23 protein-coding genes and 1 tRNA gene are annotated in these 19,868 nt (G+C 66.3%); 16 read left to right on the forward strand and 8 right to left on the reverse strand.

All coding sequences use genetic code 11. The annotated features are described in order from the left end of the window. Positions 1–444: 444 nt before the first annotated feature. Positions 445–2,622 (forward strand): hypothetical protein, encoded by a 2,178-nt coding sequence (locus ABD817_RS05970; protein ID WP_344915828.1) that lies wholly within the window; start codon positions 445–447, stop codon positions 2,620–2,622. An 82-nt stretch (positions 2,623–2,704) separates the two neighbouring features. Here the strand turns inward: ABD817_RS05970 and ABD817_RS05975 are convergent, their stop codons facing one another. Beyond that, entirely contained in the window at positions 2,705–3,430 is a 726-nt protein-coding gene (locus ABD817_RS05975) for an XRE family transcriptional regulator (protein WP_344915830.1), read from the reverse strand. Positions 3,431–3,593: 163 nt separating this feature from the next. On the opposite strand from ABD817_RS05975, the gene ABD817_RS05980 reads away from it, so the two are divergent. Genes ABD817_RS05980 through ABD817_RS05990 form a run of 3 tightly spaced genes read left to right on the forward strand, consistent with a single transcriptional unit; the run spans position 3,594 to position 5,049 of the window. Continuing rightward, on the forward strand, positions 3,594–3,938 hold the full coding sequence (locus tag ABD817_RS05980) for a hypothetical protein (protein WP_344915831.1): 345 nt from the start codon (positions 3,594–3,596) through the stop codon (positions 3,936–3,938). A gap of 4 nt (positions 3,939–3,942) precedes the next feature. Beyond that, entirely contained in the window at positions 3,943–4,425 is a 483-nt protein-coding gene (locus tag ABD817_RS05985) for a GntR family transcriptional regulator (protein ID WP_344915832.1), read from the forward strand. Positions 4,426–4,482: 57 nt separating this feature from the next. Beyond that, on the forward strand, positions 4,483–5,049 hold the full coding sequence (locus ABD817_RS05990; protein WP_344915833.1) for an HD domain-containing protein: 567 nt from the start codon (positions 4,483–4,485) through the stop codon (positions 5,047–5,049). On the opposite strand, the gene ABD817_RS05995 is transcribed toward ABD817_RS05990, so the two are convergent. Next, positions 5,017–5,502: an NUDIX hydrolase gene (locus tag ABD817_RS05995; RefSeq protein ID WP_344915834.1), complete on the reverse strand. Its 486-nt coding sequence runs from the start codon at positions 5,500–5,502 to the stop codon at positions 5,017–5,019. The genes ABD817_RS05990 and ABD817_RS05995 overlap by 33 nt on opposite strands. Before the next feature lie 3 nt (positions 5,503–5,505). Beyond that, the gene (locus tag ABD817_RS06000; RefSeq protein WP_425583272.1) at positions 5,506–6,246 is read right to left on the reverse strand and encodes a DUF5919 domain-containing protein; all 741 of its coding nucleotides are present in this window, start codon (positions 6,244–6,246) and stop codon (positions 5,506–5,508) included. Between the two features lie 150 nt (positions 6,247–6,396). On the opposite strand from ABD817_RS06000, the gene ABD817_RS06005 reads away from it, so the two are divergent. Further along, positions 6,397–6,612: a hypothetical protein gene (locus ABD817_RS06005; RefSeq protein WP_344915836.1), complete on the forward strand. Its 216-nt coding sequence runs from the start codon at positions 6,397–6,399 to the stop codon at positions 6,610–6,612. Positions 6,613–6,745: 133 nt separating this feature from the next. Beyond that, positions 6,746–6,925, forward strand: a complete 180-nt coding sequence (locus ABD817_RS06010) for a hypothetical protein (RefSeq protein WP_344915838.1) — start codon at positions 6,746–6,748, stop codon at positions 6,923–6,925. An 83-nt stretch (positions 6,926–7,008) separates the two neighbouring features. Here ABD817_RS06010 and ABD817_RS06015 read toward each other — a convergent pair. Next, positions 7,009–7,085 (reverse strand) — tRNA-Pro (locus tag ABD817_RS06015). Positions 7,086–7,179: 94 nt separating this feature from the next. On the opposite strand from ABD817_RS06015, the gene ABD817_RS06020 reads away from it, so the two are divergent. The 4 genes from ABD817_RS06020 to ABD817_RS06035 all read left to right on the forward strand — a co-directional run bounded on the left by ABD817_RS06020 (position 7,180) and on the right by ABD817_RS06035 (position 9,547). After that, positions 7,180–7,650, forward strand: a complete 471-nt coding sequence (locus tag ABD817_RS06020; RefSeq protein WP_344915840.1) for a hypothetical protein — start codon at positions 7,180–7,182, stop codon at positions 7,648–7,650. 173 nt (positions 7,651–7,823) lie between these two features. Then, a complete protein-coding gene (locus ABD817_RS06025; protein WP_344915842.1) occupies positions 7,824–8,492 on the forward strand; it encodes a hypothetical protein in 669 nt (222 codons plus the stop codon). 6 nt (positions 8,493–8,498) lie between these two features. Further along, the gene (locus ABD817_RS06030; protein WP_344915844.1) at positions 8,499–9,350 is read left to right on the forward strand and encodes a hypothetical protein; all 852 of its coding nucleotides are present in this window, start codon (positions 8,499–8,501) and stop codon (positions 9,348–9,350) included. A gap of 2 nt (positions 9,351–9,352) precedes the next feature. Continuing rightward, positions 9,353–9,547 carry a hypothetical protein gene (locus tag ABD817_RS06035; protein ID WP_344746504.1) on the forward strand — a complete coding sequence of 65 codons (195 nt, stop codon included), beginning with the start codon at positions 9,353–9,355 and terminating at the stop codon, positions 9,545–9,547. A gap of 172 nt (positions 9,548–9,719) precedes the next feature. Here ABD817_RS06035 and soxR read toward each other — a convergent pair whose 3' ends face one another. Beyond that, on the reverse strand, positions 9,720–10,175 hold the full coding sequence (soxR, locus tag ABD817_RS06040; protein WP_344915846.1) for a redox-sensitive transcriptional activator SoxR: 456 nt from the start codon (positions 10,173–10,175) through the stop codon (positions 9,720–9,722). A gap of 203 nt (positions 10,176–10,378) precedes the next feature. Here soxR and ABD817_RS06045 point away from each other — a divergent pair, with 203 nt between their 5' ends. Beyond that, positions 10,379–11,317: an erythromycin esterase family protein gene (locus tag ABD817_RS06045; RefSeq protein WP_344915848.1), complete on the forward strand. Its 939-nt coding sequence runs from the start codon at positions 10,379–10,381 to the stop codon at positions 11,315–11,317. Between the two features lie 276 nt (positions 11,318–11,593). Here ABD817_RS06045 and ABD817_RS06050 read toward each other — a convergent pair whose 3' ends face one another. Both ABD817_RS06050 and ABD817_RS06055 read right to left on the reverse strand, forming a co-directional pair. Next, complete coding sequence (locus tag ABD817_RS06050; RefSeq protein ID WP_344915850.1) at positions 11,594–11,992, reverse strand: ATP-binding protein; 399 nt, start codon at positions 11,990–11,992, stop codon at positions 11,594–11,596. A 176-nt stretch (positions 11,993–12,168) separates the two neighbouring features. Beyond that, the gene (locus ABD817_RS06055) at positions 12,169–12,945 is read right to left on the reverse strand and encodes a SigB/SigF/SigG family RNA polymerase sigma factor (protein ID WP_344915852.1); all 777 of its coding nucleotides are present in this window, start codon (positions 12,943–12,945) and stop codon (positions 12,169–12,171) included. Positions 12,946–13,139: 194 nt separating this feature from the next. Here ABD817_RS06055 and ABD817_RS06060 point away from each other — a divergent pair, with 194 nt between their 5' ends. Continuing rightward, positions 13,140–13,511 (forward strand): STAS domain-containing protein, encoded by a 372-nt coding sequence (locus ABD817_RS06060; RefSeq protein ID WP_344915854.1) that lies wholly within the window; start codon positions 13,140–13,142, stop codon positions 13,509–13,511. A 147-nt stretch (positions 13,512–13,658) separates the two neighbouring features. Here ABD817_RS06060 and ABD817_RS06065 read toward each other — a convergent pair whose 3' ends face one another. Continuing rightward, positions 13,659–14,390, reverse strand: a complete 732-nt coding sequence (locus ABD817_RS06065) for an ANTAR domain-containing response regulator (RefSeq protein WP_344915856.1) — start codon at positions 14,388–14,390, stop codon at positions 13,659–13,661. Positions 14,391–14,515: 125 nt separating this feature from the next. Between ABD817_RS06065 and ABD817_RS06070 the strand changes: the two genes are divergently transcribed. The 4 genes from ABD817_RS06070 (at position 14,516) to ABD817_RS06085 (ending at position 19,814) form a co-directional block, all read left to right on the forward strand. Then, the gene (locus tag ABD817_RS06070) at positions 14,516–16,375 is read left to right on the forward strand and encodes a SpoIIE family protein phosphatase (RefSeq protein WP_344915858.1); all 1,860 of its coding nucleotides are present in this window, start codon (positions 14,516–14,518) and stop codon (positions 16,373–16,375) included. Positions 16,376–16,473: 98 nt separating this feature from the next. After that, positions 16,474–17,427, forward strand: a complete 954-nt coding sequence (locus ABD817_RS06075) for an anti-sigma factor RsbA family regulatory protein (protein WP_344915860.1) — start codon at positions 16,474–16,476, stop codon at positions 17,425–17,427. 142 nt (positions 17,428–17,569) lie between these two features. Then, the gene (locus ABD817_RS06080; protein ID WP_344915862.1) at positions 17,570–18,724 is read left to right on the forward strand and encodes a glycosyltransferase; all 1,155 of its coding nucleotides are present in this window, start codon (positions 17,570–17,572) and stop codon (positions 18,722–18,724) included. Between the two features lie 340 nt (positions 18,725–19,064). Beyond that, complete coding sequence (locus ABD817_RS06085; protein ID WP_344915864.1) at positions 19,065–19,814, forward strand: glycoside hydrolase family 16 protein; 750 nt, start codon at positions 19,065–19,067, stop codon at positions 19,812–19,814. Positions 19,815–19,868: the final 54 nt, after the last annotated feature.

Below are 19,868 nucleotides of genomic sequence, written 5' to 3' on the forward strand. Positions count from 1 at the left end.
GAAGCCAGTTTGAAGAGGTTGGCTCCCGAGGTTGGCTCCCGAGGTTGGCTCCCTTACCCCAAGAAATCAGCGGTAAGCGTCCCCAGCAGTTCGACGATACCCAGGTGGTGAGCCGGAAGGTATTTGTATCCGACTTACTTCGATGCAGACCTACCATGTAGTCCCCACACCACGGTGTCACCTTTTCTTACAGAGACGCACCAAGTCTTGTTGCCACTGCAGCGCACGTCGGTTCTGACCCGCCCTGCAGCCACATAAGCACTATACTTAGGACCTGGCAGTCCCTAGTTTAGCGGGCGACGTGCAGCCGAGTTGAGCCACAACGTCGCGAGCAGAACTACGAATTACCTCTACGTGTGATAGAAAGTATTTAAAGATGCTAATTTCAGCATCATCTTATAGAATTTCCTGCCAACAGTCGCCACGAATAGAACGGATGATCACATGGAATTTAGTCTTGATGAGCAGGGCGTGTCGCTCAATAATGATGTCAACTACGCAGATGAGACGTACGTAAGGTTTCAGGTGTCCCCTTACCGGAGAGCCTTCCTAGTCCGAGAAGACGATAAGGAAGGGCTCCGTGATGCTATGTTGGCGGCTTGCACTATATGGGGCGGACAAAGAAGTCTCATTATCCCACTTCAAAACGAAGGTACAATTCACCCAAGATGGTGGGACCTAGCGAAGTCTCTCCAAACATCCGTCATCGTAGATTTCACAGTTGATTCTCACGGTAAAACTTCATATAAAGAAGAGACTTCGACGCCCTACCCTATCGTTTCAGCTATGCCTCTAGATGACATTACGTTCTGGAATGCTCATCCATTGAGCACCTACTCGTCTAGCACTCAGATCTCAAATTTGGAAATGTTCCTACCGGCAGAGGCATCTCTTGTGGCGGTCGCGGGGAGTGGCCACATTGCACTTCAGGAAGAAGTTGAATGGTGGAGGCGCAGTGGAGCAAATATATGCGAAGGAGTGGATTCAATAGAGCTCGCGAAGGCTCAAATTAACGGTAATACAATTCTAAACGCAACCAGCCTTCACGACTTTGATGCAGTTTTAGTAGCACCCCTAATGCAAACGCTAGGTGTAGTTTGGGTGGCGCAAGATAAAAACAGTTTTTGGGATGCGCTATGGTTTTGGAATGCGCGCGCAATACGACCGAAAGGAAGCCTTGAAGGAACATCAGTGCTCCTTACTCCAGAGGATATAGCTAACGACGGAGTCAAGGAAAGGCTTAGAAAGGAAATAGCAAGAACGGCAGCCACTACACCAGACTTAGCCGCCCAGAGCGCTACCTTAAGCAAAGATGAAATATCCGCCATAATGGACAGCATGAGCATTCGGCCTTACGCTGGCACACGCGTCAGCGAACGAATATTTGCAACACCGTCTGATGCAGAACGCGAACTATCATACGTAGTACAAAACCATTCTAGCTTCTATTGGAGCGGCGATCGATCCATTGGGCCTTACAAGGAGGTGCGTGTCACTCTTCGCCGTCCACAAGCTCAGATACGTACAACTTCCCCCCTTCCATGGAACCGAGAGTTGGCTGGCCGAGGGGCCATATCTTTAAAAATTTCAGCTCCAGAGATCACAGGACCACTTCGCAACGAGGTTGCGAAGCTGTACCACCAAAAAGCCATTTGGTGCGATAGCCAACTCGAAATATCCCACACCCCTGACCCTGAATACCATCTCACCCTCGGAATGCCTACGGCTCTTCAGGTTCTTATTGCAGCATGCGCAGAAAGAAATGCAAGCTTCTCACTGAACGACAAAGGGCAACAAGTAAGGGGAGTTTTACAAGCAGGGGTCGACCCAGCCATATTCCGTAGATCAGAAACGCTCGCTGCAATTATTACCTTAACTCCAGAAGCGAGTCGAGAGCTGGTTCGAGAACTACGGAAGCTACGAGGCAATACCACGATAAGCGAAGCAGTAGAACGAGAACTCCTTCAAGTGGCTGCCATAAATCGAGTGAGCGCAAAAACTCTCACAAACATACTATCGCATGAACGGTGTAGAGGTATTTCAGCACCTGCTATGGCAAATGCCCTGGAAAAGCTTGTTGCATATAACCTCGTCTTAAGAGGGTGGCAAGTCGAGTGTAGGCTGTGCTCATTGCACGATTTTCAGGAGATTCAAGACGTCGACAGAATTGCTACATGTTCAGGGTGCGGCTCTCCTGCTCGCTACACGACCGCTTCATCAGGGGAGCCCGAGCTTTACTACAGGTTGAGCACTCTCTTGCAAAGAGTCAGTCTTAACGGCGGCCTGGCTCCTCTTGCCGCAACAGCAGTGCTTCTAGAAGAAGGGTCATACATCGTTCCCGGCGCAGACTTTAAGGTTGATTCTGAGCCACAAGGAGACCTTGACTTGCTTGGCTGGCAGGCAACTACTCTTTTTTCCGCAGAGGCAAAAATGAGTGCTGGCGGGTTCATTTCCCAGAATCATCAGAAGGACGCACTCAAGAGTAAAGCCATCGGCGCTGACATGCACATTGCGGTGTGCCTAGAAGATATTCCGGAATCCATCGGCGTGGACATCAAGCAAGCCTGCAAGGCAGAGGGGATATCAGTAAGAATTCTAGACCGTTCACAACTACTTGTTTAAAACCTAAAGAACGCGACACTCACCTAAGCCCTTCCCGTTAGGAATCGGCATTCCATGGAAACGACGGTGTTTTTTGGAGCATCTAGTCTGTGGACCGGGACATTGTCCAAACGCGTTCAAAGCTATCGAGGTAGGTCATCGCTGCACTATTGGCCTCAGTACATGTTAAGTAGATTACGGGCGCCTCGGAGGCGCGTGTGCCGTACGCGTGGAGGTTGACCAAAAGTTCGTCGTCTGCGCGGTAGATCGAGTTGTAGAGAACTGTGCCGTGTAACCGAATCTCGATTCCTGGCGTGGTCAGGAGTGGTCGGCACAGAGTGAGGGCGTTCCTGGTCCTGGCGACCATGACGTCACCTCCCACGCCTTCATCGACTCCCCGGTCTGCCACCTGTGAACTCTCCGGGTCGCCGAGAAGGATGCGTACCCTGACCCCGGCCTGTGCCCGTTCGACGAGAACGTGGAGAAGCCCCGTGTCCTCTGCGAGAAACAAGCCGCTGTAGACGAGGATGCCGATTTCGTGTTCTGCGGATTCGAAGAACTTGCGCCAGGTGTCGGCCGGTACGGCCCAGCGGTGTGAGTAGACGGCCTTGATCTCTCCGGAGAGTTCCCGCCCGCGCTGGGTGTCTTCCGCCCAGAGGTCGGTCTCGTCGACCTGGAGAAGGTCGGCGACCGCCAAGCGGTGACGAGGATGGGGAACCCTGCCGCGTAGCCAGCGGCCCACGGTCTTGGGGTCCACGGCCAGGCGGGCGGCGATGTCGACGGGTTGCAGTCGCGCTCGTATGAGCGCGTGGCGAAGGTTCTCGTTCATCGGGCACACCTCCACAGCGGGGTCCGTGCTGTGACGCTAACATGAGACGTCCCTAGACGTCCCCGAAGTGTGGTGGAGAGGTTCCATGCTCCCCAACAGGCTCATGGCACAGAGCGTGATGAACCATCGCTCTGCCCTCCAACCTCGATGGGAGCTCCGTCACATGGGCACCGTGAAAGAGAACCAGCACGCCTACCAGACCGATCTGCTCACCGCCCTGCGCGGGCAACTCGTTTCCCGAGAGATCATCGCGGTCCTGGTCGCTGATCAGAAAGACCGGCCGTGCCTGGACGTCACCGACAGCGCGTTCATCAGCCGCCGGGTCTACGTCCACATCGCGTTCCAGTGGTTCTACTGGGGTGACCAGCCTGATGAGCGGACCTCCTGCCTGCGCCTGTTCCAGGCGGCCGACATCATCGCCGAAGCCGCTCAGAAAGGGTGGCGCGAAGGTGAGCAGGGAGAGCTTGGCCTGGACTTCAGCAAGATCATCGACGCGTACCGCGCCTGACCCGATGGCACCTGAGGAAAGCAAATGGCTGACCGGTGGGCTGGTCTATCCCCAGATCGCCGCGCGGCTTCGTGCTCGGATCGCGACGGGCGACTACCCGCCGGGGAGCCTTCTGCCCTCGGAGGCGGCTCTCGTCGCAGAGTTCCGTGTGTCCCGGACCACCGCCCGCCGGGGCCTGGCGGTCCTGGAGAGTGAGGGGCTGATCATCGCGATGCCCGGCAAGGGGCGCGTGGTGAGAGATGACGGCTCGATGCTGGGGGCGTCGTATCGCTACCAGACGATTGCTCATGATCTCCGTGAGCAGATTCGCGCCGGGACGCTTGCCGTCGGGACCACGTTGCCCAGCGAACGCGCGCTACGACAACGGCACAGGGCATCGCGCAACACCGTTCGGCAGGCTCTCGCCGAGCTGGAACGCGAAGGGCTGATCACGACGGAACACGGCAAGGGGCGATTCGTTCGCCCGATTCAGGGTGAGACGTCCTAGGACGTCTCACCCTGAACTCTGGCTCTGCTCTGGGGGACGGTGTCTATCGTGAGCGGCATGGGACAAGCTGAGTGGGCGCGTGACCTGGCCCGACAACTCCTTGAGCAGCCGTTGCCGCGCCGCTGGGCGCATACGCAAGGTGTTGCGGCACAGGCCGAATCGCTGGCCCCGATTCTCGGCGAGGAATCCGATCTGCTGACCGCGTCGGCGTGGCTGCATGACATCGGTTACTCGCCCGAGCTGGTTGCCACCGGGTTTCATCCCCTTGATGGGGCGCGCTACCTGCGTGATGTCCACCAGGCCGACGACAAGCTGTGTCGCCTGGTGGCGCATCACTCCTGCGCGATCTACGAGGCGACCGAACGCGGCTTGATCGACGCGCTGAACGGCGAGTTCACCAGGGAGCGCCCCGAACTGGTGGAGGCGCTGACCTACTGTGACATGACGACCGGCCCCGATGGGTCTCCCCTCGATGTCGCCGACCGGCTCACCGAGATCCATCTCCGCTACGGCCCCGATCACCTGGTCAGCCGCTCGATCACCAACGCGACGCCGTGCATCACCTCGTCGGTGCGTGCGGTGCTGGCCGCGCTATCCGATGTGCGGGCCGGTGGCGTCGTCTAGGGACTTCAGGAAGTGGCCGATCCGCAGGCGCATCGACCGGTCAGAGGTGAGCGAGTCGATCTCGTCACGAGCCACCCACCGGACCTCTTTGGACTCGTCGCTTGGTGTGGGTTTCCCTGCGATGGGGCGGGCGGTGAGCACGATGGAGAACTCTTGCCGGGCTTCGCCGTTGCTGGTGTAGAGGATCACGTGCCGGGGGTCGGTGTAGGTGCCGACCAGGCCGGTTATCTCGCAGGTGATCCCGGTCTCTTCCAGCGTCTCCCGGATGGCCGCTTGCGGCAGGGATTCGCCGAGGTCGATCGCGCCGCCGGGTACGGCCCAGTTGTCGTTGTCGGAACGGCGGATCATCAGGATCTCGCCCGCGTCGTTGGTCACGATCACGTTCACCGACGGAACGAGGCTGTTGGGTGCGGGGGCCTCGGGGTCGTCGTAGAAGTCCATACGGCGCGCCATGGCTCAGGACTCTATCGGCCGGCTCTGGTTCCAGACGGCTTCGAAACTATCGACGTAGGTGGTCACCATGCCGCCGCCGGCCGCCTTCCGCAGGTGCATGACCGGCGCATCGGCGGCGAACTTGCCGTAGACATGGGTGTTGACGAGCAACTGGTCGTCCCCGCGGTAAATGGAGTTGTACAGGATGGTTGGGTGGAGCCGGATCTCCATTCCTTCGACATCCCGCAACGGCCGGTAGAGGAGTACGGCGGTTCTGATCTGCGCAACCATGCCGTCCCCCAGGCCCTCGTCCTCACCGCGTTGGACGATTTGCCGGGCGTCCGGATCACCGAGCAGGATCCGCACCCGCACACCGGCCTTCGCCTTGTCAGCGAACAGGCGTAGCAAGCCGGTGTCCTGGGCGATGAAGATGCCGCTGTAGACCAGTACCCCGATTTCCTGTTCAGCTGCTGAGAATAGTCGTCCCCATGCGTCCCTCGGCACGGTCCAACGGTGCGGGTAGACGGCGACGATTTCGCTCTCGGAGACAACCGCCGCTTGGGCGGGAGTCATCGCGTCCGGCCACAGGTACGCCTCTTCCATGCCGAGGAACTTGGCGACGGCGAACCGGTGCTTGCGATACGGCGTACGACCTCGGGTGATCCACCGCTCCACGGTCTTGGCGTCCACCTGGATGGCTTCGGCCAACGCGTCGATGGTGGTGCCGCGTTCGAGGAGTGCCACGCGTAACCGCTCGTTCGCCATCTCACCTGCCCGGTAGAGGGGACGTCCAGGGACCTGGCAATCGTAGACCGGACGTCCTGAACATGTCTCGTCCTGTAGTGATCACGTCCCGCTTCTCTGGCGCACTCTCGGTAGCGCAAGCAAGACCGCAGCTACCAAGGAGAGATCGGCATGATCAACAACATCCCCCTGATCATCGGCATCGCGCTCGGTACGGCCGTCGCCGTCGGCTACGTGCTCGTCCTGATCGGAATGCGCCAGGAAGACCGTCACATGCGGTTGGCCGACGTGCCCCCGACCCGCGCGGCGGGCCTGGCCAGGCGTGTCACCGGCTGCCACGTACGAAGCGGCACCGCTACCGCCCCGCATGCTCCCAGAAGGGCGTGAGTCGTGTACATCCCCCTGTTCACCGTGTCCCTCGCTCTCTTCCTGGCCGATGCCGTGCTGGTGACATACATGCTGCTGTCCGCGCCGAGGACCGCCGCAGGAACATCACCGCCCCGGCACGCTCATCGAGGCCATGACACGGCGCCTACTGGGCGTACGCGTCCGCGTGCTGGTGGAGGACATCAGCGATCTCGTGGGCCACGTCAGCACGCACGTGACCGAGACGGTCTACCGTCACGAGATCAGGCCCGCGCTCACCAAGGGCGCCCAGGCCATGGACAAGATCCTGAAGAGGCAGAGCCGGTCCGCGTGACTCAGTGGCTCCCCGTTTGGCTCCCAAAGATCGAAAAAGGGGCTCCGGAGAGACTCCGAAACCCCTGCCGACCAGCTAGAACCTGGTCGGGACGACAGGATTTGAACCTGCGACCCCTTGACCCCCAGTCAAGTGCGCTACCAAGCTGCGCTACGTCCCGGTTGTTCGTCGCCCTCGCGGGCTGAACGGTCTTAACCTTAGCGCAGATCGAGGGGGCTTCGCACACGGCGATGCCCGCGAGGGCAGGCGATCGTGTGAAGGGCGGGGATACCGTGGGGCGTAAGGCGTTGATCGACCAGGAGGAGCTACGGCGGCTGGCCGGGCGGGGGTTGTCGAACGCGGAGCTGGCCGCGCGGTTCGGGGTGAGCGAGTCCGGGATCTTGCAGGCGAAGCGGGCCGCCGGGCTCTCGAAGCCGATGCTCGATCACTCGCGGGCCATCCCGTGGAAACTGGACCGCGCGCACAGTCAGTCCGGGCCCGCGACGAACCTGCGGAATCTGTCGTCCGTGGCGCAGGGGCGGGTGATCCCCGCCGAGAAGCTGAACACGGCGCTGCGCTGGGCCGGACGGCTGGTCGCCGCCGGAATGGACATCTCGTACGAGCCCGGCCGGGGGTTTCTGGAGGTTCCCGCCTCTCCCGGGGACTGGCTGGTGGAGAGGATGCTGAACGAGGCCCGGAAGGCCGCCGACGCCGCCGAGGTCATCGAGGATCCCGAGAAGGAGTGACCGCGGGAGCCACGACCGATATCTCAGTAAAGGGATATTCATAACCCGGTAAACCTCCGTAAAACATCGAAGCCAGACCGAGTAGTGGCACGCCACAGATGTCGATAGCCGGTTTCGAGCCTTGACCCCAGGGCAGCGCACGGGTACAAGCGCCTACACAACCGGAGGCAGACATGTCCACCGTGATCTGGGTGGCCGTCGTCGTGGTCGCGGTGGTGGCGATCGTCGCAGTCGGCTATCTCGTGCTGCAGCAGCAGCGTCGGCATCGACTTCGCGACCGCTTCGGCCCCGAGTACGAACGTACCGTGCAGGAGCGCGAGAACCGGCGCGATGCCGAGCAGGAACTCATCGCCCGCGAGCAGCGCTTCGGCTCCCTTGACATCCGCGCCCTGGACGCCGGGACGCGCGAGATCTACACGAAGAAGTGGATGGAAGTCCAGGAGCGTTTCGTGGACGCTCCCGGTTTCGCGGTGACGGAGGCCGACCACCTGGTCACGTCCGTGATGGCGGAGCGAGGTTACCCGACCGAGGACTTCGAGCAGCGGCTCTCCGACCTGTCGGTCGCGCACGGCCGCACTCTCGACCACTATCGGCAGGCTCACGAGATCAGCACCCGGGCCGCCCACAAGGAGGCCTCCACCGAGGAACTCCGGCAGGCCATGGTTCACTACCGTGCCCTGTTCGAGGAGTTGCTCGCGGCCCCCGGCAACTCCGCCAACGGCGACGCTGACCCCCGGCGGACCGAGACCGCGGCCCCGGACGCCCGGCGGGCCGAATCCGCCGAGCCGGAGACCACCAACGACGCTGAGCGAGCCTCCCGACGCGACCCCCAAGGACGGTGACCTGACATGAACGACCGATTCACCCCGGACAAGGACCGGCTGGTCCACAAGGCGGACAAAGCGGACAAGGACGACGACCGGACGGTCCGCGAGTTCGACGAGAACGACCCGAACGCGACGCGGCACGGACAGGACGTGACCCCCGAGTTCCAGGAGCCGCGCCTCGGTGACGCCGACCGCACGGACACCTCGCCCCTCGACCCGGACACCGGTACGCGCGGCCCCCTGGCCGGTGACCGCGACGACGTCCTCGTCGTCGAATCGAGCGGCGAACGGCGCGCCACCGGTTCGGATGTCCTCGACGACGATCGGCACGACGTTCCAGGTGGTCCCGGTGACGGCGGGAACGACAGCCCGTTCGCCCACGCCCAGCCCCCCGCAGCGACCCCGGGCACTCCGGGCACTCCGGTGACCGGCACCGGCGCGCCCGACCCCGTGCCCGGCGCGGGCTCCCCTGCGGTTCCCGGTTTCCCCGAGGGCACCGCGGACCGGCCGGACGACGTGCTCGACGAGGGTACGGGCTTCACCGACGCCGAGCCGGCCGACCAGACGCCCGCCGCCACCGCGCCCGCCACGGCCGGGACCCTGTTCGACCAGGACTCCGACGACATACGTCGGCGCTGGCAGGAGGTCCAGGCCGGTTTCGTGGACGACCCGCGTGACGCGGTGGAACGAGCCGACTCCCTGCTCGACGAGGTCACGAGCTCCCTCAGGAACGCGCTGGAGACCCGGACCGGCGAGCTCCAGGGGCGCTGGAAGAACACCGAGAAGAACGACACCGAAGACCTCCGGACCGCCCTGCGTGACTACCGGGCGACTCTGGAACAGCTCCTGAACATCTCCGCTGGGACGAGGTAACCATGCTCGCAATCGCCGCCGCCGTCGTGTTCGGCCTCGGATTCCTGCTCGACCTGATCAACACCAGGCTCGGCCCGCTCACCGGGACCGGCTTCCTGCTCCTCGGACTCCTGCTTCTCGCGCTGCACCAGGCCGGGATCGGCTCGGCCGGCCCGAGGACCACCACCGGGGGCGGCGGCTGGCGCCGCAGGCGCTAGACCTGCCGGAGGCGGACCCCGCACCGGGGAAGGCCCCCCGGAGGTATGGCTGTCAAAACGGGAAGGGCTCGTCCATATGGACGGGCCCTTCCCGTTTTTCCACCCCGTCCGGTGCCGGTGGTGCGGCCACGGTGAGCCCGGACGTCGGCGCTTCGTCGCCGTCTGGCCGGTGTCAGGGGTTCAGCAGGCGGCGGGGACCCGGTCCGTGTTCGGCGAGTGCGTCGCCGGGGTTGACCAGCGCGCACTGCTCGAACGACAGGCAGCCGCAGCCGACGCACTCGGTGAACCGGTCGCGCATCCTCTCCATCTTCTCGATGCGAGTGTTGATCTCCTCGCTCCAGCACGCCGACGCCTTGATCCAGAACTCCCGGGTGGGCGGGACACCCTCCGGGAGGAAACCCAGCACGCCTCCGATCACCGACAGCGGCATGCCGACGCTCTGCGAGGCGCGGACGAACGCCACCCGGCGCAGTGTGCTGCGGTGATAGCGGCGCTGGTTACCGGTGGTACGGCGGCTGGAGATGAGTCCCTGCCGCTCGTAGAAGCGCAGCGCGGAGGTCGGCACACCGCTGCGCTCGGACAGCTGGCCGATGGTCATCTCCTCGGCGATCATCGCGGGTTCTGACATGGGCCCACCCTAGCTTGACGTGAACCTTTGTTTAAGTACGAGGCTGTTCACACGGTGTCGCGAGGACACCGGAAACCCCCTCACCCGGTGGGTACGGACGCCGCGCGAGGGCGGGACCGCGCCTTTACCCCGCCTGCCCCCCGACGGACGTAGCCCAGACTCCCGGCCTCTCTCCGTACCCACCGGGAAGCAAGGAGACCGCGATGACCGAGACGGTTCCCCGGTGGATCAGCCGCCACTCCCGTCCCCTCACCACCCTCGACCCCCAGGCCCTGCTCGCCGATCTGCTGCCCCTGCGCGACATGGCGCGCGACGCCACGGTCGTCGCCCTCGGTGCGTCGACCCGCCAGGCCCACGAGCTTTCCGTCATCGCTCACCGGATCCTGAGGTTCCTGGTCGAGGAACTGGGGTTCCGCTCCCTCGCCCTGGAGGGCGACGACGCGGGGCGCCTCAAACTCGACGAGTACCTACGTACCGGGCGGGGCGATCCGAGGGCGTTACTGGCCGACGCCCGGTCCTTCTGGCAGACCGAGGAAATCCTCGGCGTCATCCGGTGGATGCGCGCCCACAACGAGCGGCACCCGTCCGACCCGGTTCGTTTCGCCGGCGTCCCCGACCACCCCCGGCAGGCCGCACCACGCGACCTCGAAGCCATCGAACGACGCCTGGCCGAGGACACGATCCGGTGGCACGAGCACACCGGGGACAAGATCGTCTATTGGGGTGGTATCGCGCACACGGTCAACGGCGCCCCGCGGACCATCTCTCCGTCATCCCCGCCGGCGACGCACCACAACGCGGGCAGTCACCTGCGCGAGCGCTTCGGGCCCGGTTACCTGTCCCTCGGGTTGACCTTCCATCACGGCTCGCTGCCCTATCCCGTTCCCGCCCCACCGACGGACTTCGCCGAGGCCCCCCTCGGCGCCGCCGACCCGGACACCTTCCTGCTGGACCTACGCGCCGAGAGGCCCGATCCGGTTCGGGCCTGGTCCGACACACCGACCAGGACGCGGCTGATCGGTCCCGTCTACGATCCCGGGAACGACGCCGCGTACCACCTGTCCGGCGGCTCACTCACCGGTTGGTTCGACGTCATCGCCCACCGCCGGCAGGTAACGCCGGTCCACCCCATCACCGGTTGAATCACCGGCTGAGCGGCGTACTCCCCCGAGCCGATCATCGGCACATCGCCGGTCCGCGCATGCGGAGCCTCGGCGGTGCCTTCACGGGGCATGGGAGAACCGACGCCGACGGTGCGCGCCTCGCGCCGGTGAAGGTCAAAAAACGGTAAAGGTCCAAAAAGGGGAGGGCGGCGCCACGTGGCCACGTGGCGCCGCCCACGATCCCCGCGGACGGGGCCTCCGGCGTATCCCGGAGAAAGGCGTTCCCAGATTCCCGGAGAAACCGGAGAAAACGGATCAGACCTTGAACGACATGGTGATGAACGTGCCCGAGGCCCCGGTCTCGAACGTGATGTCGGAGCTGACCATCCGGGCCACCCACAGGCCCATGCCGCTGGTCGCGTGGGGTCCGGGGGGCGTCTCCCCCGGAGCGGGTCCCGGGTCCCACCGGCCCTCGTCGTGGATCTCCACGACGAGGGTCCGGCCGACCGTCCACATCCGCAGCACGGCCTTGGCGGTGGTGTGACCGTGGGTGACCGCGTTGGTGGCCACCTCGTTCAGCGCCACCAGGAAGTCGGCGAGGCCCTCCTGGGACATACCGCTTCGCACGGCCTGGGTGGCGGCGAAGTCACGTACGTCGGGAAGGTCGGGAAGGCAGAAGGCGAGTTCGGCGACAGTGGCACCGGCGGGGATCATCCGGGAACGGCCGCCACTCGCCGTGAAGCGAGCGGGACGAACACCGTCCTCGTTCAACCGAGATCCGCCTCCCCTGTCCCAGTCCGCCGTTGTCCTCAGCATCCGGGATCCATTCAAACGCACCTTACGCCACGTCCGTTGTCGCCGACTGAGGTGCCCTGTAACGGGCGGTGTATTCAGCATTCGGCGACAAGTTCCTCACGGAGCTGGTCAAGCACCTTCCGCAGGATACGGGAGACGTGCATCTGGGAGATCCCGAATTCCGCCGCTATCTCGGCCTGGGTCATGTTGCCGAAGAAACGCAGCAGGAGGATGTTCTTCTCACGATCCGGCAGCTTGTCGATCAGCGGCTTGACCGCCTCGCGGTCCACGAGGGTGCCCAGCGCGTCGTCCTCGTCGGGGATCACGTCGCCCAGCGCGGCGGCGTCGTCGTCGGCGCCGAGGGGGGCGTCCAGCGAGAGCGCGCTGTAGGCGGCGGAGGCGTCGAGGGTGAGCAGGACGTCCTCTTCGGAGATCCGCATCTTCACGGCCAGCTCGGCGACCGTGGGGGCGCGGCCGAGGTCCTGGCTGAGGTCGGCGACCAGGCGGTTCAGCTCGGCCCTGCGCTCCTGGTAGACGCGGGGGACGCGGATGGCCCAGGTGCGGTCGCGGAAGTGGCGCTTGACCTCACCGGTCATGGTGACCACGGCGTAGCCGCGGAAGGGGTGCCCGAGGGTCGGGTCGAAGCCGTTGATGGCCTTCATCAGCCCCACGTACGCGGCCTGCAGGAGGTCCTCCAGCGGCTCGCCGCGGTAGCGGTAACGGCGGGCGATCTCCATGGCGAGGTGGCGGTGCATCTCGACGATGCGCTCACGCAGACGCTCGGCGCGGTACTCGGAGATCTCAGGCAGGGACATCTCGGCGAGGAGGTCCTCAGCGGTCATGTCGGTGATTTCGAGTGCCTGAACAGACATTGCTGCTCCCTGGTATTACTGTCGGGCGAGCCGACCACGGAAGCAACATCCGGGCAGACGGCATCGCCTCGACCAATTTTCGAGGCGAGGCCCTCTGCTGGACCTCTGCTTCCAGTATTCCCCTGAATCCTGGAGTATTACTCGCCCCCAGGTAACAGTAAGGTTGCTAATCGAATGGCACGAGGAGGCCCTGAGTGACGGTGTCGGAGAACGGCGAGAGATCGGCAGCCCTGACTCTCACGTCGGCGCTGGTCAGCGGGATCAACGTGATCCGGGTGACGGGTCTGCTGGACGCGACGACGAGGGATCAGTTCGCCGACTACCTGGCGGCGGAGACCGGCGAGCACGGTCTCGACATGGCGCTGGATCTGAGCGGGGTGACCTTCATGGACTCACGCGCGCTCGGACTCATCGTCCACCACTGGCAGGTCAGCACCACCGCGGACGCCAAGTTCGCCCTCATCGGGGTGGAGTACGCCAAGACCAAGGTGATGTGGATCACGGGTCTGGCCCAGCGGCTGCCCCTGTACGACACGATCGACGACGCGATCGCCGCCTTCGGCTAGCGGCCGATCGGCTCGACCGGCCTCGGCCAACCGGTGGTGGTCCCCGGACGATCCCCGGTTGGCCGAGGTGATCCGTCAGGGACCGTCAGGGAGGGGGACCGGGCCTCGGTCCCCTACCTCGGCCGGGGCCTCGATCCTCTCCTCACCTCACCCGGAGCCTCGGTCCTCTTTCTTCGCCTCGCGGTTGCGCTGGTGCTCCTCGACCAGCAGCTTGGCCAGGTCGGCGACCTTCACCTGGTGGTGCTGCGAGATGCGGCGCAGCTCGTCGAAGGCGGCCTCGGCCGAGCAACCGCTCGACTTCATGATGATTCCCTTGGCCTGGTCGATGATCGCCCGGCCCGCGAGGGCCTCCTGCATCTGGGCCGCGTCGGTGCGGACCTCGTCGTAGTCCCACATGTTGGCGAGGGCCACGCCCACCTGCTCGGCGAGCATGTCCGCCAGCGGCGGGACGTTCCTGGCCGCGAAGACGCCGGAGCGCACCCCGTACATGCCGAGGACCAGGACGGCGCGCTCGACGACGATGGGCATCGCCAGGACCGAGCGGACGCCGCAGCGGACGGCCATGCCGGTGTACGCGGGCCAGCGGGGCTCGCGCAGGACGTCATGGACGATCACGTGGCGCCCGGTGGCGCGGGCCTCGGACGAGGGCCCCTCGCCGATCTCCCCCTCGCTGTCGAGGAGGACGATGAGCTCGCTGTGGGAAGCTGAGACGACCATCCGTTCCTGACGCCAGAGCTCGGCGGAGCCGCCCGCGCAACCGGGCACGCCGCCCGCGAGGGTGGCTGTGAGACCGCGCAGTACGCTCTCGCTCGATGTTTCCTCGCTGACCCTGCCGAGGACCGCGAGATCCCGGGCGAGAACGGGGGTGACCATGTCCATCGTGCGACTCCCCTTCCCTGTGTCGCTAACTTAACCACTATCCGACCGCGCATCGATTCGGCCTACCGGGTGGCGTACCGTCTACGACGGGACCAGCCCACTCCGGCCCCTGACGAGGACGAGCATTGACCGACGCCATTGGCCTTCAGACCCTGGAGCAGGCGCTGAACGCGCTGACCACCAGGGTCTCCTCCCTGCGCGAGGCGAAGTCCGCCTACCCCGCCGACCCCCGGTCCACACTCGACGCGGCGCTCGCGGAGCTCGACACCGCCCGCGAGCTGCTGGACGCCTCGGTGCGCGAGCTGCGCAAGGCGCCCAAACGGTCGGGAGAGCGGGAGAGCGGGTCGCAGCGGGAGCTCAAGCTGCTGCGGCAGGTGTTCCGCACCTTCCCCATCCCGGTGGTGGTGCTGGACGCCTCGGGGGTGGTGCGGCGGATCAGCGCCGAGACGTCCCGGATGCTCGGCAGCCCGGCGGGATACCTGATCGGCCGTTCGTTCCCGCTGTTCGTCGACGTCTCCCGGCGGGCGGCGTTCCGCTCGCACCTGACGGCGGTCCAGCAGGGCGGCCAGACCGCGACCCTCCAGACGCGGCTCGCCCACCAGGGCCGCGCGCACACGGTGCAGCTGGCCGTCACCCGGCTGACGATGCCGGGAGAGCCGCAGGAGATGATCGCGGTCATGATCCTGCCGCTGGAGGCGCAGGTGGCGGGGCCGCCGCCCGGCCCGGCCGACCGCTCGGACGCCACCCTGGTCATGGCCGCGGCGCGCCGGCAGGAGCTGCTGGCCAGGATGACCCGCCTGCTGCTCGACGAGGAGAGCCTGCGCCAGCCGGTGACCGTCACCCGGGCCTCCCGGCTGCTGGCCGCCGAACAGGCCGACTGGGTGATCGCCGACGTGGTCCGCGACGGCATGCCCCGGCGGGCCTGCGTGCTCGGCCCGAGCGACAAGCCGGTGACCCAGCTGGTCCGCCTCGCCGAGGGGATGAACCCGCTGACCGCGCCGGCCATCGCGCACGTGCTGACCGGCGGCTCGGGCGTGGTGCACGAGATGCTGGAGGACGACGGGCTGCTCGGCGACGTCCCCGCCGGCCCGCCGCTGCTGCGGGTGATGGGGGCCGCCTCGATGCTGATCGTGCCGATCGGCGGCGAGGACGGCGTGCTGGGGGCCCTGACCCTGGTGCGGCTGCGCGACCGCGAACCGTTCTCGCTGGCCGATCTGGGGCTGATGGAGGAGATCGGCGCCCATCTGGGGCTCGCGCTGCGCGCGCGGCGCAGCTTCCAGACCCGCTCGCGGGCGGCCGACGCGCTGCGGACCAGCGTGGTGCCCCGGAGCCTGCCGGACATCCCGGGATTCGAGGCCGCGGCCATCTACAACGCGGGTTCCAGCCCGGTCGGCGCCGAGTTCTACGACGTCTTCCGCGCCGGTGAGGGGTGGGGTTTCGCCCTCGGGGGCGCGGCGGGCAAGGGTGAGGAGGCCGCGTCGGTCAGCGCCATGGTGCGCAACGGCCTGCGCGTGCTCAGCGTCTGGGAGACCGATCCCGGCGAGGTGATGCGCAAGCTGAACCAGGCCCTCACCGCCCAGGACAACGGCATGTTCGTGATGGCGGTGACCGGGTTCGTCAAGGCGCGCAAGATCAGGCTGGCCAGCGCGGGGCACCACCCCGCCGCGCTGCTGCGGCCCGACGGCGGGGTGCGGTTCACCGCGGGGGGCGGCGTTCCGCTGGGCATCGCCCCCGAGGCGGAGATGTTCACCGAGGAGCTCGCGCTGACCTCGGGCCAGACCCTGGTCTTCTACTCCGACGGCCTGGTGGCCTCGCGGAACGAGCTGGGTGAGTCCTACGGCGAGACCAGGCTGGCGGACGTGCTGGCGCGCTGCGTGGCGCAGTCTCCCGCCGAGATCGTCAAGACCGTGGAGGAGGATCGGCACGCGTTCTCCGGCGGGAGAGTTTGGGATGAGATCGTGATACTCGCCCTCCGTGTCGTATAGCTTGGCTAACTCGGTGTGACGCGCCGGTCCCACCGAGCGATGTCGAGGGGCCGCACCCGGCGGCACCCGTGTCCGGCGGAGAGGGGCGGAGATCTCATATGACCTCCATCCACCAGGCCGCGGTGTACGGCTCCGACGGGTGCTTCCTCGCGATGGCGCTGCCGTTCGTCCAGGACGGGCTGGCCAAGGGCGACCCGGTGATGGTCGCGACCACCTCGGCCAACCTGGAGCTTCTCGGGGACGCCCTGGGCAGGCAGGGCTGGCTGGTCGACTACGCGGAGACCGCGTTCCTGGGTCGCAGGACGGTGGAACGCGCCACCGCCTTCCACCGCTACTGGCGGCGGCGCGGCCCCGAGGCCCCGCGCGGCGGGCACGTGCGGATCCTCGCCGAGCCGGTGTGGGCCGGACGCGCCCCCGCCGACGTACGGGCCTGGCAGCGCATGGAGTCGGGCCTGAACCTGCTGCTGCGCGACACCAACGTGTGGATGATCTGCCCGTACGACGAGCGGACGGCGGATCCGAGGGTGGTGGCCACCGCGCGGCGCACCCACCCCACCCTCTCCAAGGACGGCGTCTCGATGACCTCCTGCCCCGAGTACACCGATCCCGCGGACTTCATCGCCGAGTGCGACTCCGTCCCGCCCCTCGAACCGCCCGGCGACTCGGCCGCCGCGTACGTGGAGACACTCCACGCCCTGCGGGTGTTCGTCACCGGCCACGCGTCCTTCATGGGGCTGAGCCCCGACCGCGCGAGCCAGCTCTCCGTCGCCGCGCACGAGGTGGCCGCCCTGCTGGAGCCGCCCGTGACGGTACGGCTGTGGGAGCGGCTGGGCGCGATCACCTGCCACGTCGACCGCCGGGGTGGGCGGGTCGCCGACCCGGTCGCCGGATTCCTCCCGCCGGATTCCGCGACCCGTCCCGGCGACGGGCTGTGGAACGCCCGGCAGCTGTGCGACCGCCTCGACATCCACAATGACCAGGGCGGATGTGTGATCCAGTTGCACGTCCCGAGCGCCAGGGCCGAGGAGTCCCGGCAGAGCAGGAAGTATTAGAAAAGGCTTGGCTTCGTCTCAAGGGTTTGGCTTCCGCGGAGATCGGGGTATGGTTAAGGCCATACAGACGTGTGCCTAAGACGCAGGCACCCCTGAAGGAATCACAGGCTTTCCATGCCTAATCTCCTCCCAGAGGTGTGCCGTGAACATTGCATTCGTCTCCTCCGAGGCTCTCTCCTCCACCCAGGACGAGTCCGACCTCGCCGCCCAGCGCGCTCACCTGATGGCAGTGGCCCGTGAGCTCGGCCGCGAGCACAAGGTCACGATCTACACCCGGAGGAACTCCGACTCGGAGAAGGCCAGGGTCCGCGTGTCGCAGGGCGTCACGCTGGAGAACCTGACCGCCGGGCCCGCGCGGGACCTTCCCGAGGACGGCGTGCTGCCCTACCTGTCCGACCTCGGCGACCAGCTGATGCACCGCTGGGGGCAGGACCGCCCGGACGTCATCCACGCGCACTCCTGGACCGGCGGGCTGGCCGCGATCGCCGGGGCGAACGGCCTCAACGTGCCGTTCACCCAGACCTTCAGCAGCGAGAACTCCCGCGACGCCAAGAAGGTCCGGCTGCAGCGGGCCATCGGGCGCCGGGCCAGCGCGGTGATCGCCGGGTGCGGCGACGAGGAGAGCTCGCTGATCCGGCTGGGCGTGCCGCGCCGCAACATCTCGGTCATCCCGTGCGGCGTCGACGTCGAGCGGTTCCGCCGCCAGGGTCCGGCCGCCGCCCGCGGTACCCGGCCCCGCCTGCTGCACGTGGGCCCGCTCTCGGCCGACAAGGGCGTGCACACCGCGATCCGCGCGCTGGAGGGCATTCCCGAGGCCGAGCTGGTCATCGCCGGTGGTCCCGCGTCCGTGGACCTGGAGCACGACGCCGACGCGCACCGCATGATGCTGCTCGCCAAGGAGATCGGCGTCGACGACCGGATCACCGTTCTCGGGCACGTCCCGCACGCCTCGGTCGCCAAGCTGATGCGCAGCGCCGACGTGGTCGTCTCGCTGCCCAGGGAGGCCCCGGCCGGTGTCGTGGCGCTGGAGGCGATGGCCTGCGGCGTTCCCGTCATCGCCTCCGCGGTGGGAGCCCACCTCGACTCCGTGGTGGACGGGGTGACCGGCCTGCTGGTGCCCGCCGACCGCCCGGCGCAGACCTCCCGCCTCACCCGCGAGCTGCTCGCCGACCCGACCCGCCGCACCGCGCTCGGCTTCGCCGGTGCCGACCGCGCCCGGTCCCGCTACTCGTGGGAGCGGATCAGCCAGGAGCTCGTCCACGTCTACGAGACCGCTCTCTCCGGCTCCGCCCGCTGAGCGCCCCCGGCCGCGTCGGCCGGACGTCGCGGGCCGCGCGGAACACACCCCGAGACCGGGGGTCCCCGAGGGGGGACCCCCGGTTTTCGCGTACGGGCCCGCGTCGCGGGTGTGCGGGACTCGCGGCTACGACCGCGACCGGGTCGCGCGGCGCCTCATCGACGGCGAGGGCGACCGGCTCCACCTGCTCGGGGTGGAGTTCGCCGGACTCCACCAGCCGGGCCGGCGCCCGTCGTGGGGCGTCAGCGTCGTTCATGTGTTGCACTTCCCGAACCATTGGGACGTGTGTGAAAAAGGAATACCTCTGTTACCGGGGTGCGATCGTTGCTTTGATGGCTCCATGTCGATTCGTGGCACGCTTCTGGGTGTTCTGGCCGCCTCCCTCGCGTTCTCCTCGCTGCCCGCGACGGGCGCGTCCGCGGGGACGGGCCCGTCCGCCGGGCGCGGGTGGGGCGCCCCGGTCCTGGTGGAGAACTTCGACGGCACCCGCGTCGACGGCCGCAGGTGGGTCGTCTACCACTCCCCCGGCGCCGAGACCAACCCGCGCACCGGGCGGGCCTCGACCGTGGGCGGCGGCGTGCTGCGGCTCAAGGGGGGCTTTTACGGGGGCAGGGACCTGTCGGGGGGCATCGCGACCCGGAGCGCGCAGCGATACGGGCGCTGGGAGGTGCGGCTGCGGGCCGAGCGCGGCGCGGGCTACACCCCCGTGGCGCTGCTCTGGCCGTCCGACCAGGGCGGCGGGGAGTACGCGGAGGTCGACTTCGCCGAAATCATCGACCCGGCCCGCAGGTCGGGCGGGATCTTCGTGCACCGCGGCGACCGGCCCCAGGCCCAGCGGCAGATGCGGGCCGACTTCACCCGGTGGCACACGGTCGCGGTCGACTGGCTGCCCGGACGGCTGACGTTCTGGCTGGACGGCAGGAAGGTGTGGGACTACCGGGGGCCGAACGTGCCGAGGAGCCGCTCCATGCACCTGACGCTCCAGAACGACGTGACGTGCAACGAGTGGTCGCCGTGCCGCAATCGCTCCACTCCCCCGACGGTCAGCATGTACGTGGACTGGGTGAAGGTCTACCGGGCCCCCGTCTGACGGGGCCCCGTCTGACGGGGCCCTGTCTGACGGAAGCCGGTGGTCGGAGCCGAC

The sequence above is a fragment of the Streptosporangium oxazolinicum genome (genome assembly GCF_039537505.1).
Taxonomy (GTDB): domain Bacteria; phylum Actinomycetota; class Actinomycetes; order Streptosporangiales; family Streptosporangiaceae; genus Streptosporangium; species Streptosporangium oxazolinicum.